General features: G+C 61.4%; 14 protein-coding genes. 10 read left to right on the forward strand and 4 right to left on the reverse strand.

Annotation, left to right across the window (positions count from 1 at the left end; all coding sequences use genetic code 11):
• Positions 1 to 40 precede the first annotated feature (40 nt).
• Positions 41 to 1,294 carry a tyrosine--tRNA ligase gene (tyrS, locus tag AC07UB_RS01695; RefSeq protein WP_494652368.1) on the reverse strand — a complete coding sequence of 418 codons (1,254 nt, stop codon included), beginning with the start codon at positions 1,292 to 1,294 and terminating at the stop codon, positions 41 to 43.
• A 155-nt stretch (positions 1,295 to 1,449) separates the two neighbouring features.
• On the opposite strand from tyrS, the gene AC07UB_RS01700 reads away from it, so the two are divergent.
• Together AC07UB_RS01700 and AC07UB_RS01705 are read left to right on the forward strand one after the other, a co-directional pair.
• Positions 1,450 to 2,547 carry an anhydro-N-acetylmuramic acid kinase gene (locus AC07UB_RS01700; RefSeq protein ID WP_494652366.1) on the forward strand — a complete coding sequence of 366 codons (1,098 nt, stop codon included), beginning with the start codon at positions 1,450 to 1,452 and terminating at the stop codon, positions 2,545 to 2,547.
• Between the two features lie 203 nt (positions 2,548 to 2,750).
• Positions 2,751 to 3,425, forward strand: coding sequence for a glutathione S-transferase family protein (locus AC07UB_RS01705; RefSeq protein WP_492789334.1), 675 nt, complete (start codon positions 2,751 to 2,753; stop codon positions 3,423 to 3,425).
• Positions 3,426 to 3,501: 76 nt separating this feature from the next.
• On the opposite strand, the gene AC07UB_RS01710 is transcribed toward AC07UB_RS01705, so the two are convergent.
• Positions 3,502 to 4,149: an alpha/beta hydrolase gene (locus AC07UB_RS01710; RefSeq protein ID WP_006020406.1), complete on the reverse strand. Its 648-nt coding sequence runs from the start codon at positions 4,147 to 4,149 to the stop codon at positions 3,502 to 3,504.
• A 252-nt stretch (positions 4,150 to 4,401) separates the two neighbouring features.
• On the opposite strand from AC07UB_RS01710, the gene AC07UB_RS01715 reads away from it, so the two are divergent.
• The 8 genes from AC07UB_RS01715 (at position 4,402) to AC07UB_RS01750 (ending at position 11,935) form a co-directional block, all read left to right on the forward strand.
• Positions 4,402 to 5,565 (forward strand): cysteine desulfurase family protein, encoded by a 1,164-nt coding sequence (locus AC07UB_RS01715; RefSeq protein ID WP_494652365.1) that lies wholly within the window; start codon positions 4,402 to 4,404, stop codon positions 5,563 to 5,565.
• A gap of 83 nt (positions 5,566 to 5,648) precedes the next feature.
• Positions 5,649 to 7,145, forward strand: a complete 1,497-nt coding sequence (gene sufB / locus AC07UB_RS01720) for a Fe-S cluster assembly protein SufB (RefSeq protein WP_492789332.1) — start codon at positions 5,649 to 5,651, stop codon at positions 7,143 to 7,145.
• The gene (gene sufC / locus AC07UB_RS01725; protein ID WP_492789331.1) at positions 7,142 to 7,900 is read left to right on the forward strand and encodes a Fe-S cluster assembly ATPase SufC; all 759 of its coding nucleotides are present in this window, start codon (positions 7,142 to 7,144) and stop codon (positions 7,898 to 7,900) included. The genes sufB and sufC overlap by 4 nt, the downstream gene beginning before the upstream one ends.
• Positions 7,901 to 7,906: 6 nt before the next feature.
• Positions 7,907 to 9,232, forward strand: a complete 1,326-nt coding sequence (gene sufD, locus AC07UB_RS01730) for a Fe-S cluster assembly protein SufD (protein WP_494652363.1) — start codon at positions 7,907 to 7,909, stop codon at positions 9,230 to 9,232.
• Positions 9,229 to 10,476, forward strand: coding sequence for a cysteine desulfurase (locus AC07UB_RS01735; protein ID WP_494652708.1), 1,248 nt, complete (start codon positions 9,229 to 9,231; stop codon positions 10,474 to 10,476). Before sufD ends, AC07UB_RS01735 begins: the two co-directional genes overlap by 4 nt.
• Positions 10,473 to 10,853 carry an SUF system Fe-S cluster assembly protein gene (locus tag AC07UB_RS01740; protein ID WP_492789329.1) on the forward strand — a complete coding sequence of 127 codons (381 nt, stop codon included), beginning with the start codon at positions 10,473 to 10,475 and terminating at the stop codon, positions 10,851 to 10,853. The genes AC07UB_RS01735 and AC07UB_RS01740 overlap by 4 nt, the downstream gene beginning before the upstream one ends.
• Positions 10,854 to 10,926: 73 nt before the next feature.
• Positions 10,927 to 11,337 (forward strand): HesB/IscA family protein, encoded by a 411-nt coding sequence (locus AC07UB_RS01745; RefSeq protein WP_494652361.1) that lies wholly within the window; start codon positions 10,927 to 10,929, stop codon positions 11,335 to 11,337.
• A 97-nt stretch (positions 11,338 to 11,434) separates the two neighbouring features.
• Positions 11,435 to 11,935: a TfoX/Sxy family protein gene (locus AC07UB_RS01750; RefSeq protein WP_494652359.1), complete on the forward strand. Its 501-nt coding sequence runs from the start codon at positions 11,435 to 11,437 to the stop codon at positions 11,933 to 11,935.
• Here the strand turns inward: AC07UB_RS01750 and AC07UB_RS01755 are convergent.
• Complete coding sequence (locus tag AC07UB_RS01755; RefSeq protein ID WP_492789326.1) at positions 11,923 to 12,990, reverse strand: GGDEF domain-containing protein; 1,068 nt, start codon at positions 12,988 to 12,990, stop codon at positions 11,923 to 11,925. The two genes, AC07UB_RS01750 and AC07UB_RS01755, sit on opposite strands and share 13 nt — an antisense overlap.
• 133 nt (positions 12,991 to 13,123) lie before the next feature.
• Positions 13,124 to 14,539 (reverse strand): DEAD/DEAH box helicase, encoded by a 1,416-nt coding sequence (locus AC07UB_RS01760; protein WP_494652357.1) that lies wholly within the window; start codon positions 14,537 to 14,539, stop codon positions 13,124 to 13,126.
• Between the last annotated feature and the right edge of the window lie 3 nt (positions 14,540 to 14,542).

Consider the following 14,542-nt stretch of genomic DNA (forward strand, 5'->3'; position numbering starts at 1 on the left):
ATGATGACGATGGTTAGCCGAGGCTAGGGACGACCGGCGATCACACCGGTTTCAGCAACACGTGCTTCTTGCGGCCCATCGACAGCTTCACCACGCCTTCCGGCGTGAGATCCTTCGGCGTCAGAACCATCTTTTCATCGGTGACCGGAACGTCATTGACGCGCAGGCCGCCGCCCTTGATTTGACGCCGCGCCTCGCCGTTGGATGCGACGAGACCGGCCTTGACGAACAGTCCCGGCACGGGCGCGCCGGCTTCAAATTCCGTGCGCGGAATTTCGAGCGTCGGCAGGTCGCCTGCAATGGCGCCTTCCTCGAAGGTCTTGCGCGCCGTTTCCGACGCCGCGTCCGCCGCCTCGCGTCCGCGAATGAGCGCTGTTGCTTCTGTCGCGAGCACCTTCTTGGCTTCGTTGATATCCTGACCCCTGAGCGCGGCGAGTTTTGCAATCTCGTCGAGCGGCAGCAGCGTGAACAACTTCAGGAAGCGCTCGACATCGCCGTCCTCGGTGTTGCGCCAGAACTGCCAGTAGTCGTAGTGGCTGAGCAGGTCGGCGTTGAGCCAGACGGCGCCAGCGGCGGTCTTGCCCATCTTCGCGCCGGAGGATGTGGTGAGAAGCGGACATGTCAGTGCGTAAAGCTGATCCGTGCCCATGCGCCGGCCGAGATCGATGCCGTTGACGATGTTGCCCCACTGATCGGAGCCGCCCATCTGCAGGTTGCACTTGTAGCGCCGCGACAGTTCGACGAAATCGTAGGACTGCAGGATCATGTAGTTGAATTCGATGAACGAGAGTTCCTGCTCGCGCTCCAGACGCATCTTGACCGAGTCCATGGTCAGCATGCGGTTGATCGAGAAATGGCGGCCGACATCACGCAGCATTTCGATGTAGTTCAGCGTCGTCAGCCATTCCGCGTTGTCGGCCATGACGGCGTCGTTCTTGCCCGCGCCGAACTGGATGAGCTTCGTGAAGGTTCCCTTGATGGAATCCTTGTTGGCGTCGATCTGCTCATAGGTCAGAAGCTTGCGCGTCTCATCGCGGCCGGACGGATCGCCCACGCGGGTGGTGCCGCCGCCCATGAGCACGATGGGCTTGTTGCCGGATTGCTGCAGCCAGTGGAGCATCATGATCGAGAGCAGATGGCCGACATGCAGGGACGAGGCCGTGCAATCGTATCCGATATACGCCGTCACATCGCCCTTGGCGGCGAGCGCATCGAGGCCGGCGGCATCAGAGATTTGATGGATGAAACCGCGGCTTTCGAGGATGTTCAGGAAATCGGACTTGTAGGCGCTCATGAAGGCACTCTTTGACGATTGAGCTATTTAGCGTTTTGTTTGGGCCTGTGGTGTATCAGGTCCGGCGTCGGATTCAACCGAGCGCGTATTCCGGTTTTGCGGCCAGGAGGCGTGCAAAACCATGATTGAGGGCGATCTGCCCGAAGGAGAGGCCGTTGCTGAAGGCGATTGGGCTGATGAGCGGCACATCCCTCGACGGGGTCGATGTTGCGCTGATCGAAACGGACGGCGAACGTATCGGCGCGTTAGGGCCGACAGGTTATCGCCCCTATTCGGACAGCGAGCGCGACCTATTGCGCAAGGCGCTTGCCGACGCCGTGTCCATGACCAATCGCGATGCCCGTCCCGGTGCTTTGAAGGACGCAGAGTCGCTGGTCACGCGCGCGCATGGGGAAGCGGTCGAGAGTTTTCTCAAGGCCCATCATCTATCTCATGACTCCGTCGATGTGATCGGCTTTCACGGTCAGACGGTGCTGCATCGTCCCGAACAGAAGCTGACCGTTCAAATCGGCAGCGGCGATGTGTTGGCGAAAGAGCTGGGCATTCCGGTGGCGTTCGATCTGCGCGCGGCGGATGTTGCCGCAGGCGGGCAGGGCGCGCCGCTGGTGCCGGTCTATCATCGCGCGCTGGCGCGGATGATGGATCATTCGGGGCCGGTGGTGATCGTGAACATCGGCGGTGTCGCCAATATCACGTACATCGACGCCGACACGCTGATCGCCTGTGATACCGGCCCCGGCAACGCACTGCTCGATGATTTCATGCTGCGCAGGACGGGCGAGGCGGTTGATCGCGACGGACGCACTGCAGCCAAGGGGCGCGCCGATGTGGCGTGGATCGCGCAGGCATTGAACCGTCCATTCTTCGCCAAACCGCCGCCGAAGTCGCTCGACCGAAACGATTTCGCGACGCTGACCGCCGATGGCATGAGCACGGAAGACGGCGCTGCGACGCTGACGGCCTTTACTGCGGCTTCGATCGCGATGATCGCGCCGATGTTGCCGAACCTGCCCACCCACTGGATTGTGGTTGGAGGCGGCGCGAGCAATCCGACGCTCATGGGAATGCTTGGCGAGCGCCTGGCGCCAGCCGCAGTCACGCGCGGCAGCGATCTCGGATGGTCCGGCGACGCCATCGAAGCGCAGGCTTTCGCCTATATGGCCGTTCGGAGCCTCAAGGGTTTGCCGCTGACGTTTCCGGGAACGACCGGTGTGCCCGCGCCGCTGACCGGGGGTGTCCTCGCGAAACCGTGATTACATGCATTTGCATCTATCTTGACGGCGGCGGTTCGCGCCGCCTATAAAGATGCAAGTGCATTAATCGAGATTCCCATGCAGATCGCAGAGGCCATGTTTTTGGCTACCCAGCTGTTTTTGAGCGCGCGCGGCGCCGTTCGCGTGACGCGTTGCCGTGTGTCGAAAGCGATCCGCGACGTTCGCAGTTCCGGAGACGACCAATGACCGAGAAGCTCAAACTCATCAGTCACAAACTGTGCCCCTATGTTCAGCGCGCCGTGATTGCTCTGAAAGAGAAAGGCGTGCCGTTCGAACGAATCGATATCGATCTGGATAACAAGCCCGACTGGTTTCTGAAAATTTCCCCGCTCGGCAAGGTGCCGGTGCTGCAAGTCGGCGACAAGGCTGTCTTCGAATCGGCGGTCATTCTTGAATACCTCGAAGAGACCCTTACCAATCCGCTGCATCCGAAAGATCCGCTGACCCGCGCCGAGCATCGCGCGTGGATGGAATTCGGCTCGGCCGTGCTGGGCGACGTCTGGGGATTGGAGACGGTGACCGACGAAGCCGCGTTCAACGTGAAGGTGAAGCAGGCGACGGACAAGTTTGCGCGGCTGGAGTCGCGGCTTGTTGCAGGGCCATGGTTCGACGGCGACACGTTCTCGCTGGTCGATGCGGTGTTCGCGCCCGTGTTCCGTTACTTCGATACGATCGATGCGATCGGAGATTTCGGCATTCTCGCCGACAAGCCGAAGATCGCGCGCTGGCGCAAGAGCCTGCGCGAGCGGGCGTCAGTCCGCGATGCGGTGAGCGCCGAATACCCGGCGTTGCTGACTGCGTTCATGAAGAAGCACAAGTCGTACCTTTCCCAGCTGGATCAGCGCGCCGCTGCTTAAGGGCGCTAGTCCAGTTACAAGAATGGCGCGGAATGATCCCTCATCCGCGCCATTTTGTTTTGAAATGCGATTGTCGTCAGCGGACGTTGGCGAGCCGCATGTCGAGATAGGACGTCACCGATTCCATCAGCGGCTCCATCTTGTCGACGAAGAAGTGGTTGGCGCCCGGAATGACCTGCTGATCGATCACGATGCCCTTCTGGGTCTTGAGCTTCTCCACCAGCGTCGTGACGTCCTTCGCCGGCGCCACGATGTCCTTGTCGCCATGAACGATCAGGCCGGACGATGGGCAGGGTGCAAGGAACGAGAAGTCGTAACGGTTCGGCTCAGGCGCGATCGAGATGAAGCCTTCGACCTCGGGACGCCGCATCAGAAGCTGCATGCCGATCCATGCGCCGAACGAAAAGCCCGCGACCCAGCAGGCGCGCGCTTCGGGATTGATGGTCTGTGCCCAGTCGAGCGCCGACGCGGCATCCGACAATTCGCCGGTGCCGTGGTCGAACTGACCCTGACTGCGGCCGACGCCGCGGAAGTTGAAGCGCAGCACCGAGAAGCCGCGCGCCACGAAGGCGTAATAGACCTGATACACGATCGGGTGATTCATGTTGCCCTGGAACTGCGGGTGCGGATGCAGCACCATCGCGATGGGCGCGTTCTTTTGCTTCGCCGGGTGATAGCGGCCTTCAAGACGGCCGGCAGGGCCGGTGAAAATAACCTCAGGCATCAAAGTTCCTTTGAAGCATCGTTGTACGGGCCGGCTGGCCGATGCGAACGGGACATGTCTCGCGGTTTGTCATACGAGCGGCGTGGCGCGGTGAACGGGTGCCGCGTTCTAGCATGGGGCAAGGGGCAAAAAGCAAGCATATTGAGCCAGCGCGGCTCCCGTGTTCGGCCCGAATTGCTGCTTATTTTCATGCAATTGTGAGCTAAACCCACGCGGTCCCACGCTCGGGATTAGGCTGGATCATCGGACATCATGGGTAAGCGGGTCTATCTCGACTGGAATGCGACAACGCCGCTGCGGCCGGAAGCCCGCGCCGCGATGGCCGCCGCGTTCGACGTCAGCGGCAATCCGTCGTCGGTCCACAGCGAAGGCCGTGCAGCCCGCAAGCTGGTGGAGGACGCGCGCGCCGCAATCGCAGCTGCTGTCGGCGGCGATGTGCGCAACGTCGTCTTCACCTCGGGCGGAACGGAAGCCAACGCGCTGGCGCTGAGTCCCGGTTTGCGCCGGGGCGGCGGAGACGCCGCGCAGCGACTGATCGTCTCAGCCATCGAGCATCCCTCGGTCCTTGCGGGCGGACGATTCGGCCAGGCATCGATCGAACTCGCGCCGGTACTGGCCTCGGGCGTCATCGACCTCGATGGTCTGAGGAGCCTGCTGGCCGGCCAGCCCCCGGCGCTGGTCTCGGTCATGCTGGCCAACAACGAGACCGGGGCGATTCAGCCGATTGCCGAGGTTGCCGCTCTCGTCCACGAGGCCGGCGGAATCCTGCATGTTGATGCGGTGCAGGCGTTGTCGAAAATACCAATCAATATCAGGGCGCTGGGAGCCGATGTTCTCACGGTTTCTGGGCATAAGGTCGGCGGCCCCAAGGGGGTCGGCGCAGTGGTCGTGGCCGAGGGTCTGTTTGGCCTGCAAGCACAGGTGCGTGGCGGCGGGCAGGAGCAGGGCCGCCGGGCGGGAACCGAGAATGTCACCGGGATCGCCGGGTTTGGAGCGGCCGTGGCGGCGGCTATGGCATCCGCCGACGCCAATGCGGCTCGGATGAAGGCGCTTCAGGCGCGGCTTGAGGCAGGCCTGAAGGCGCATCCGGGAACCGTGATTTTCTCGGACGCCGTTCCGAGACTGCCGAACACCACGCTGGTATCCGCGCCCGGCATGAAGGCGGAAACCGCCGTCATTGGCTTCGATCTCGAAGGCGTCGCCGTCTCATCTGGATCGGCCTGTTCCTCAGGTAAGGTGCAGCCGTCCCACGTATTGCAGGCGATGCGGGCCGATCCGGCTCTGGTCAATGGAGCTATTCGCCTCAGTCTGGGCTGGAACACCTCCGAAGCGGACGTCGATTGGTGCCTTGAGGCTTGGATAAAGCTCTCAGGTGTATTAGGTAAGGCTCATGCAATCGGGCTTGAACGGTTCTAACCTTCACGCATTGCGTGCATTCCAGTCCGATACAACTTACGCGGTTCCACCGCGGTCCTTGAAACCGCGAGCGGAGGATTTAAATGGCGGCCGTACAAGAGACGGTCGATCGGGTTCGCCAGATCGACGTCGATCAATACCGTTATGGATTCGAGACCATCATCGAATCCGAGAAGGCTCCAAAGGGTCTTTCGGAAGACACTGTCCGATTCATCTCAGCGAAGAAGAACGAGCCGGAGTGGATGCTTGAGTGGCGTCTCGAGGCTTATCGCCGCTGGCTGACCATGGAAGAGCCGACCTGGGCGCGCGTCGATTATCCGAAGATCGATTATCAGGATCTCTATTACTACTCCGCGCCGAAGAAGAAGGAGTTGGCTTCGCTCGACGAAGTCGATCCTGAAATTCTCAAGACGTACGAGAAGCTCGGTATTCCGCTGCGAGAGCAGGAAATGCTCGCCGGCGTTGTGCGCCGGGACGCCGATGGCAACGAACTGGCCGAACGCCGCGTCGCCGTCGATGCCGTGTTCGACTCGGTGTCGGTAGCGACCACGTTCCAGGCCGAGCTGAAGGCAGCCGGCGTGATCTTCATGCCGATCTCGGAAGCGATCCGTGAGCATCCCGATCTGGTGAAGAAATATCTCGGCACCGTGGTGCCGACCTCCGACAACTATTTTGCGACGCTGAACTCGGCGGTGTTTTCGGACGGCTCTTTCGTCTACGTGCCGCCGGGCGTGAAGTGCCCGATGGAGCTGTCGACCTACTTCCGTATCAACGAGCGCAACACCGGCCAGTTCGAGCGCACGCTGATCATCGCCGACAAGGGCGCTTACGTCTCTTATCTCGAAGGTTGCACCGCGCCTCAGCGCGACGAAAACCAGTTGCACGCTGCCGTGGTCGAACTCGTCACCCATGACGATGCCGAGATCAAATACTCGACGGTGCAGAACTGGTATCCGGGCAACTCGGAAGGCAAGGGCGGCATCTACAACTTCGTCACCAAGCGTGGTGACTGCCGCGGCAAGAATTCCAAGATTTCGTGGACGCAGGTGGAGACCGGCTCGGCGATAACCTGGAAATATCCGAGCTGCATCCTGCGCGGCGACAATTCGCGCGGCGAGTTCTACTCGATCGCGATTTCGAACGGTTACCAGCAGGTCGATTCCGGCACCAAGATGATTCATCTGGGCAAGAACACGACCAGCCGCATCATCTCGAAGGGTATCGCCGCGGGCGTCTCGCAGAATACCTATCGCGGCCTTGTCACCGCTCACAAGAAGGCAACGAACGCGCGCAACTTCACCGCGTGCGATTCGCTGCTGATCGGCGACAAGTGCGGCGCGCATACCGTGCCGTATATCGAAGCCAAGAACTCATCGACGCTGTTCGAACACGAAGCGACCACGTCGAAGATTTCCGAAGACATGTTGTTCTATTGCGTGCAGCGCGGACTTTCGCAGGAAGAGGCCGTGGCGCTCGTCGTCAATGGTTTCGTCAAGGACGTGTTGCAGCAATTGCCGATGGAGTTTGCGGTCGAGGCGCAGAAGCTGATCTCGATCTCGCTGGAAGGAAGTGTTGGATGACCGCGTTGCTTGAAGTCAAAGGCCTCAAGGTTCAGGTGGAAGATAACGAGATCCTGCATGGTCTCGACCTCACCGTGAATCAGGGTGAAGTTCACGCCATCATGGGGCCGAACGGCTCCGGCAAGTCGACGCTTTCGCATGTCATCGCCGGTAAGCCGGGCTATGACGTGACCGCCGGCGAAATCTTGTTCCGTGGCGAAGACCTGCTTGAGATGGCGCCGGACGTGCGCGCCGCCAAGGGCGTGTTTCTCGCGTTCCAGTATCCGGTGGAAATTCCCGGCGTCACCACGATGAATTTCCTGCGCACTGCGCTGAACGCGCAGCGCAAGGCGCGCGGCGAGCCGGAATTTCTGGTGCCGGACTTTTTGAAGAAGGTGCGCTCTGTCGCTGAATCGCTCAACATCCCGATGGATATGCTGAAGCGGGGCGTCAACGTCGGGTTCTCCGGCGGAGAAAAGAAGCGCAACGAAGTGCTGCAGATGGCGCTGTTCCAGCCGAGTCTGTGCATCCTCGACGAAATGGATTCAGGGTTGGACATCGACGCGCTGCGTGTCGCGGCTGACGGCGTCAACGCGTTGCGCTCGAAGGAGCGCGCGATGGTGGTCATCACCCACTATCAGCGCCTGCTGAACTACATCGTGCCGGACTTCGTCCACGTCATGTCCAAGGGGCGCGTCGTGAAGAGCGGCGGCAAGGAACTGGCGCTGGAGCTGGAGAAGTCCGGTTACGCGCAGTTCGAAGACAAGGCAGCGTAATCCATTATGAACGTCGCATTGGTCAAACCCACCACGGAGCATGCGCCCGGCGAACTGTTCGCCGCGGCCCGCAGCCGCTTGCCCGGAACCGGCGCCGTTGCGGACGTGCGGCAGAAAGCGTTCGACAACTTCGCGCGTCTTGGCCTGCCGCACCGGCGTATCGAGGAATGGAAATACACCGACCTGCGCGCATTGCTGCGTGAGATAGCGCCGCTGGCCCCTGCGCCGGATCAGGCGGCGCTTGCGCGCGCTACGAAGGCTGTGAAGTCGCTCGGCATCGACGGCACGCAGAAGCTTGTTCTGGTCGATGGCGTGTTTGCGCCACAACTGTCGGACACGGCGTCGCTCGAAGCCGGCGTCCAGGTCCGCGTCCTGCGCGAGATTCTCGAGGATACCAACAACAAGGCGCGCGCGGATCTGTTGCTGACCAATGTCGCGTCGGATGCGATGATTTCGCTGAACGCCGCGCTCGCGACGGACGGCGTTGTGATCGACGTGGCCGAAGGTATTGCGCTGGCAAAGCCGATCCATGTCGTTCACGTGGCCACGAATTCCGGAACGTCGCTTGTTACGCGCTCGTTCCTCAAGATTGAGAAGAACGCGCGCGTCAGCTTCATCGAGAGCTTCGTAGCCGCTGAAGGCGCGAAAGCCTATCAGACCCACGACTCCGTTGTGATCTGGGTCGGCGACGGCGCGGAGCTTCAGCACGTTCGCCTGATGGAGGATGCGCTCGACGCGGCCAACGTCACAACCGGTGTCTTCACGATCGGCGCGAAGGCGAAGCTCAATTCATTCAACCTGACCAACGGCGGCAATGTCAGCCGTTATCAGGGCTTCATCACGTTCGCCGGCGAGGGCAGTGAACTTGCCACCAATGGCGTCAACCTGCTCGGCAGCCGCCGTCACGGCGACACCACGCTTGTGGTCGATCATGCCGTGCCGCATTGCTCCAGCCGCGAGGTATTCCGCGCGGTGCTGGACGATCGCGCGCACTCTGTGTTTCAGGGCCGCATCATCGTGCGTCCGGACGCGCAGAAGACCGACGGCAAGATGATGACCCGCGCGCTGCTGCTGTCCGACGAAGCCGAAGCGGACAACAAGCCCGAGCTCGAGATTTTCGCGGACGATGTGACCTGCGGTCACGGCGCGACCACGGGCGCGCTCGATGAAAGCCTGCTGTTCTATCTGCGCGCGCGCGGCCTGCCCGAGAAGGAAGCGCAATCGCTGCTGATTGCAGCCTTTGTCGGTGAAGCAATCGAATCGATCGCCGACGACAACCTTCGCGATTTCGCAGTCGCGGCCGCCGAGCGATGGCTGGCGACGCGAGGCTGATCATGCATCCCGCAGTCGCCAATGGCTCATATGATGTCGAGCGTGTTCGCCAGGACTTCCCGGCGCTCGCGCTGAAGGTCTACGGCAAGCCGCTGGTCTATCTCGACAACGCGGCGTCCGCGCAGAAGCCGACCGCCGTGCTCGACCGCATGACGGAAGCCTACAAGTCCGAATACGCCAATGTGCATCGCGGCCTGCATTACCTCGCCAACGCGGCGACGGATGCCTATGAAGGCGGGCGCACCAAGGTTGCGCAGTTCCTCAATGCGAGGCGCAACGAAGAGATCATCTTCACGCGCAACGCCACCGAGGCGATCAACCTCGTCGCGTCGTCATGGGGTGAACCCAACATCAAGGCCGGCGACGAGATCGTGCTCTCGATCATGGAGCATCACTCGAACATCGTGCCGTGGCATTTCCTGCGCGAGCGCTACGGCGCAGTGATCAAATGGGCGCCGGTCGACGACGAAGGCAACTTCCTGATCGACGAATTCGAGAAGCTGCTGACGGCGAAGACCAAGCTTGTCGCCATCACGCAGATGTCCAACGCGCTCGGCACGCTCGTGCCGGTCAAGGACGTCGTGAAGCTCGCCCATGCACGCGGCATTCCGGTGCTAGTGGATGGCAGCCAGGCGGCGGTACATCTTGCCGTCGATGTGCAGGACATCGATTGCGATTTCTACGTCTTCACCGGTCACAAGCTGTATGGCCCGACCGGCATCGGCGTGCTGTACGCCAAGTACGATCACCTGGTTGCGATGCGCCCCTACAACGGCGGCGGCGAAATGATCCGCGAGGTCGCGAAGGACTGGGTGACCTACGGCGATCCTCCGCACAAGTTCGAGGCCGGCACGCCGGCCATCGTCGAGTCGATCGGGCTCGGTGCCGCGATCGATTATGTGAATTCCATAGGCAAGGAGCGTATCGCCGCGCACGAGCACGATCTTTTGACCTACGCGACCGACCGGCTGCGCGAGATCAATTCTGTGCGGATCATCGGCACTGCCAAGGGAAAGGGACCGGTCATCTCTTTCGAAATGAAGGGCGCGCACCCACATGATGTGGCGACGGTGATCGACCGGGGCGGCATTGCCGTGCGGGCGGGCACCCATTGCGTCATGCCGCTTCTGGAGCGATTCAACGTAACGGCGACGTGCCGTGCCTCATTCGGCATGTATAATACGCGCGCTGAGGTCGATCAGCTGGCGCAGGCGCTCATCAAGGCGCGGGAGCTATTTTCATGAACGACACCATTCAGACGGCTGAACCGGCTGCCTTGAAATTCGATACCCAGTCGGCGCTTCCTCCGGAGGAAACCGAACGGCTCGGAACCGACATCGTGGCCGCGCTAAAGACCGTGTTCGACCCGGAAATCCCGGCCGACATCTACGAGCTCGGCCTGATCTACAAGGTCGACATCAAGGACGACCGCTCGGTGGACGTGCAGATGACGTTGACCACGCCGAACTGCCCGGCCGCAGGCGAACTGCCGACCATGGTGGAGAATGCCGTGGCGAGCGTCGCTGGCGTCGGTCCGGTCAGTGTCAATGTGGTCTGGGAGCCGACTTGGACCCCTGACCGGATGTCGGACGAAGCGCGTCTCGTCCTCAACATGTGGTGATTTGAAGATCGTTATCGACTCGGCATGTAATCTGGACTGAAGGCGGCATTGAATCGCCGCGGGAAATGACCAAATGACTGCTATGACGCCAAACGCTCCGACACCTGCCGCCAAGCCGGCCGTTCGTTCCCGTCCGCAGGTCATGCGCCTGACGGACGCTGCGGCGTCGCGGGTGAAGGAGTTGTCCGAGCGCGCAGACTCCGAAATCGTCGGTCTTCGCGTCGGGATCAAGAACGGCGGCTGTGCCGGTCAATCTTACACCGTGGAATATGCCCACGAGGTCCGCCCGACCGACGAAGTGGTCGAGGACAAGGGCGTGAAGGTGCTGGTCGATCCGAAGGCTGTGCTGTTCCTGCTCGGCACCGAGATGGACTACAAGGCCGACAAGATGCAGGCGCAGTTCATCTTCAATAATCCAAATCAGATCAGCGCGTGCGGCTGCGGAGAGTCGGTTCAGCTCACGCCCGCCAAAATCGGCGGCTGATCGGTTCAGTCTGGCTCTTTAGTTCGCGTATTCTGATCGCAAAACCGGTTCCCATCCTCGGGTCGCGCCCGAGGACATGCTTTTGCGGAATACGCGAATGGACCGCGACTATCTCATCGACCTTTTCTCAGAATTTGGCCCCGTCGTTCTGCGCCGGATGTTCAGTGGCTATGGCATCGTCGCCGATGGCGTGAACTTCGCCATGGCGCTGCGCGCGGGTGTCATCTTCCGGGTCGATGAGATCACGATCCCTCGCTATGACGCCGAGGGTGCAAAGCCATTTCAGTACGACACCAGAAACAAGACGGTCGTTGTGAAGTCCTATCGGCACCTGCCGGAACGGCTCTACGACGATCCGGAGGAACTGGCGGTCTGGGCCCGCGAGGCGGTGGGCGCGGCGAAGCGCGCCGCCGCCAAAAAGCCGGCCAGAAAACGGGCAGGCAAGCGCGACGCAGCCGAGACCAAATCTGGCGTAGCTAAACCTAAACTCGCCAAATCGAAGACGGTGAAAGCGGGCCGGACCGCTCAAAAGAAAACGGCCCCGAAAGTCCGGAGCCGCAAGAAGACCACGCGGAAGGTGAAGCGTCAGGCGACCTGAATGCGGTCGACCGGCGAGAATTCCGGATCGGCTTCACAAATGACACGGTTGCGGCCGTTGCGTTTCGCGGCATAAAGGCAGGCGTCCGCACGCTCGATCAGGCTGTCGCGGTCATCTCCGGGCTGGAGCATCGACACGCCGACGGAAATGGTGACGCGGCCGAGAATTTCGCCCGTCGATTTCTTCTTTAGCTGCTTCGACATCACGGCCCGGCGGATGTTGTCGGCCACCGTCAGCGCCTGTCGCAGCGCCGTGTTCGGCAGCACCACGGCGAATTCCTCGCCGCCGTAACGCGCGGTGATGTCCTGGCCCTTGATCGTCTGCTTCAGCGACATCGCCACAAGGCGAAGCACCTGGTCGCCGGTGAGATGACCGTAGTTGTCGTTGAACGATTTGAAGTGATCGATATCGAGCATCAGCAAGGTCATAGGCTCGCCGGTCTCGGTGGCATGGGCGACAGCAGCGTCGATGGCGCGATCGAAAAACTTGCGATTGCCGAGCGAGGTGAGGGGATCGGTCAGGCTCTCGTTGCGGATCGTCTCGAGGCTTTGCTGGAGGCTGCTGATCTGCTGCTTCGACGTGGCAAGGCGCGCTTCCAGCGCCCTGTTGGTTTCCTGCATGTCCCGCGTCGAGGCCACAAGCGCTTCCACCACGGCCTTCACCTGCTCGCGGTCTCCAGCATTGGACAGCTTCTGGGTGGCGCCCTCGAGGCTGCGCCCGAACGTCGATGTCATCCCGAGCGCGTCCGTGATGAGATTCATCACGTCGTCGATTTCGTTGATGACGCGCGTGCCGACGGTGTCGATGCGCTCTGTGGTCCGGTTCTGGGAAAGGTAGGTTTCGTAGATCTGCTCGAGATCGGATTCCGCGAGTTTGCCGTTGCGCGCCAGCGTCTCGTTGATGATCTTGTTCAGCGCCGAGTTGTACCCGGTCGCATAGATGTACCAGATCTCGTAATTGCGAGGCACGGCAGTCTGACGCAAAGATCGGATCTGACCCAAAGCGACTTCAGCGAACGCCATGGTGCGTTCATGTTCTTCCAGCAGGCCGATCACGTTCCGTGCCCCTCGAGACAAGCTTCTGCCTGCCTAGTTCAGCAAAATGGCTAAATCAATGAGGAGACGTTAAGGGACGAGAATGAATGACCCGTAAACGAAACAATTCGCAGACGGGTCAATCGGTTGCGGGTTAACCGCGGGCGCGAACCGGGCGCAGCAGGAACGCCGGCAAATGCGAATGGTCTGCGGGCTCGGCATGCTGTTCGCGCGCAGCAGGCGGCGGCATGGCGCGTCCGATTGACGGAGCCTGCGCCGGTGCGGACTTTTCAGCCTGCGGCTTCCGGTCCGAGCCCTCCGGCTTACGGGACTTGTTGCGGCCACCGCGGGTCCGCTGGGAATCGCGGCGCGGTTTGCGATCCTCTGATGCGCGCTCGGCGTGCTGTTCGCGGGCAGGTGCCGGCGCAGCTTCGCCGTCTGTGACAACAGCGACGTCGGCGCGGGCAATCGGTTGTCCGATCAGCTTCTCGATGGCGGCGACCGATTTCTGGTCCGCGGGACTGACGATCGAAATCGCCGTCCCGGAGCGGCCCGCCCGGCCGGTGCGGCCGATGCGATGGACGTAGTCGTCCGGATGATGGGGGACGTCGAAATTGAAGACGTGGCTCACTTCGGGAATGTCGAGGCCGCGGGCGGCGACATCGGAGGCTACCAGCAGGGGCAACTCACCCTTACGGAATTGGTCGAGCGAAGCGGTGCGCGCGGATTGATCCATGTCTCCGTGCAGGGCACCGACGCTGAAGCCATGCTTCTGCAGCGATTTGTAGAGGAGCGCGACCTCGCGCTTGCGGTTGCAGAAGATGATTGCGTTCTTGAGATCCTTGGCGTCGCGCAGCAACTGCCGAAGCATTTCGCGCTTCTCGTGCGGCTCGCGGCCAACGGCGACCTGTGACTGCGTCACGGTGACGGCTGTGGAGGCCGGCTTCGAGACTTCGATCTTGACGGGGTTATGAAGGAAAGTTTCGGTGATGCGCCGGATTTCGGTGGGCATCGTCGCCGTGAAGAACAGCGTCTGGCGTGTAAACGGAACGAGCTTGCAGATGCGTTCGATGTCGGGAATGAAGCCCATGTCGAGCATCCGGTCGGCTTCGTCGATCACCAGCAGTTCGACGCCGGTGAGAAGCAGGCCGCCGCGCTCGGTATGATCGAGCAGCCGTCCCGGTGTTGCGATCAGGACGTCGACGCCACGCATCAACTTGGTATCTTGGTCGCCGAACGATACGCCGCCGATCAGCAGCGCGACGTTGAGTTTCTGGCCGGAGCCGTATTTATCGAAATTTTCCTTCACCTGTGCTGCGAGTTCGCGCGTTGGTTCAAGGATCAGGGTGCGCGGCATGCGCGCGCGGGCCCGGCCCTTTTCAAGCAGCGTCAGCATGGGAAGCACGAAGGCGGCGGTCTTGCCGGTGCCGGTCTGCGCGATGCCGAGAACGTCCTTGCGGGCAAGGACGTGAGGAATTGCTTGTTCCTGAATGGGAGTAGGGGTGGTGTAGCCGGTGGCCGCAACAGCGGCGAGAACCTTGTCGGACAGGCCGAGATTGGAAAAGGACATTGA

The sequence above is a fragment of the Afipia sp. GW821-FHT04G03 genome, from assembly GCF_059419985.1.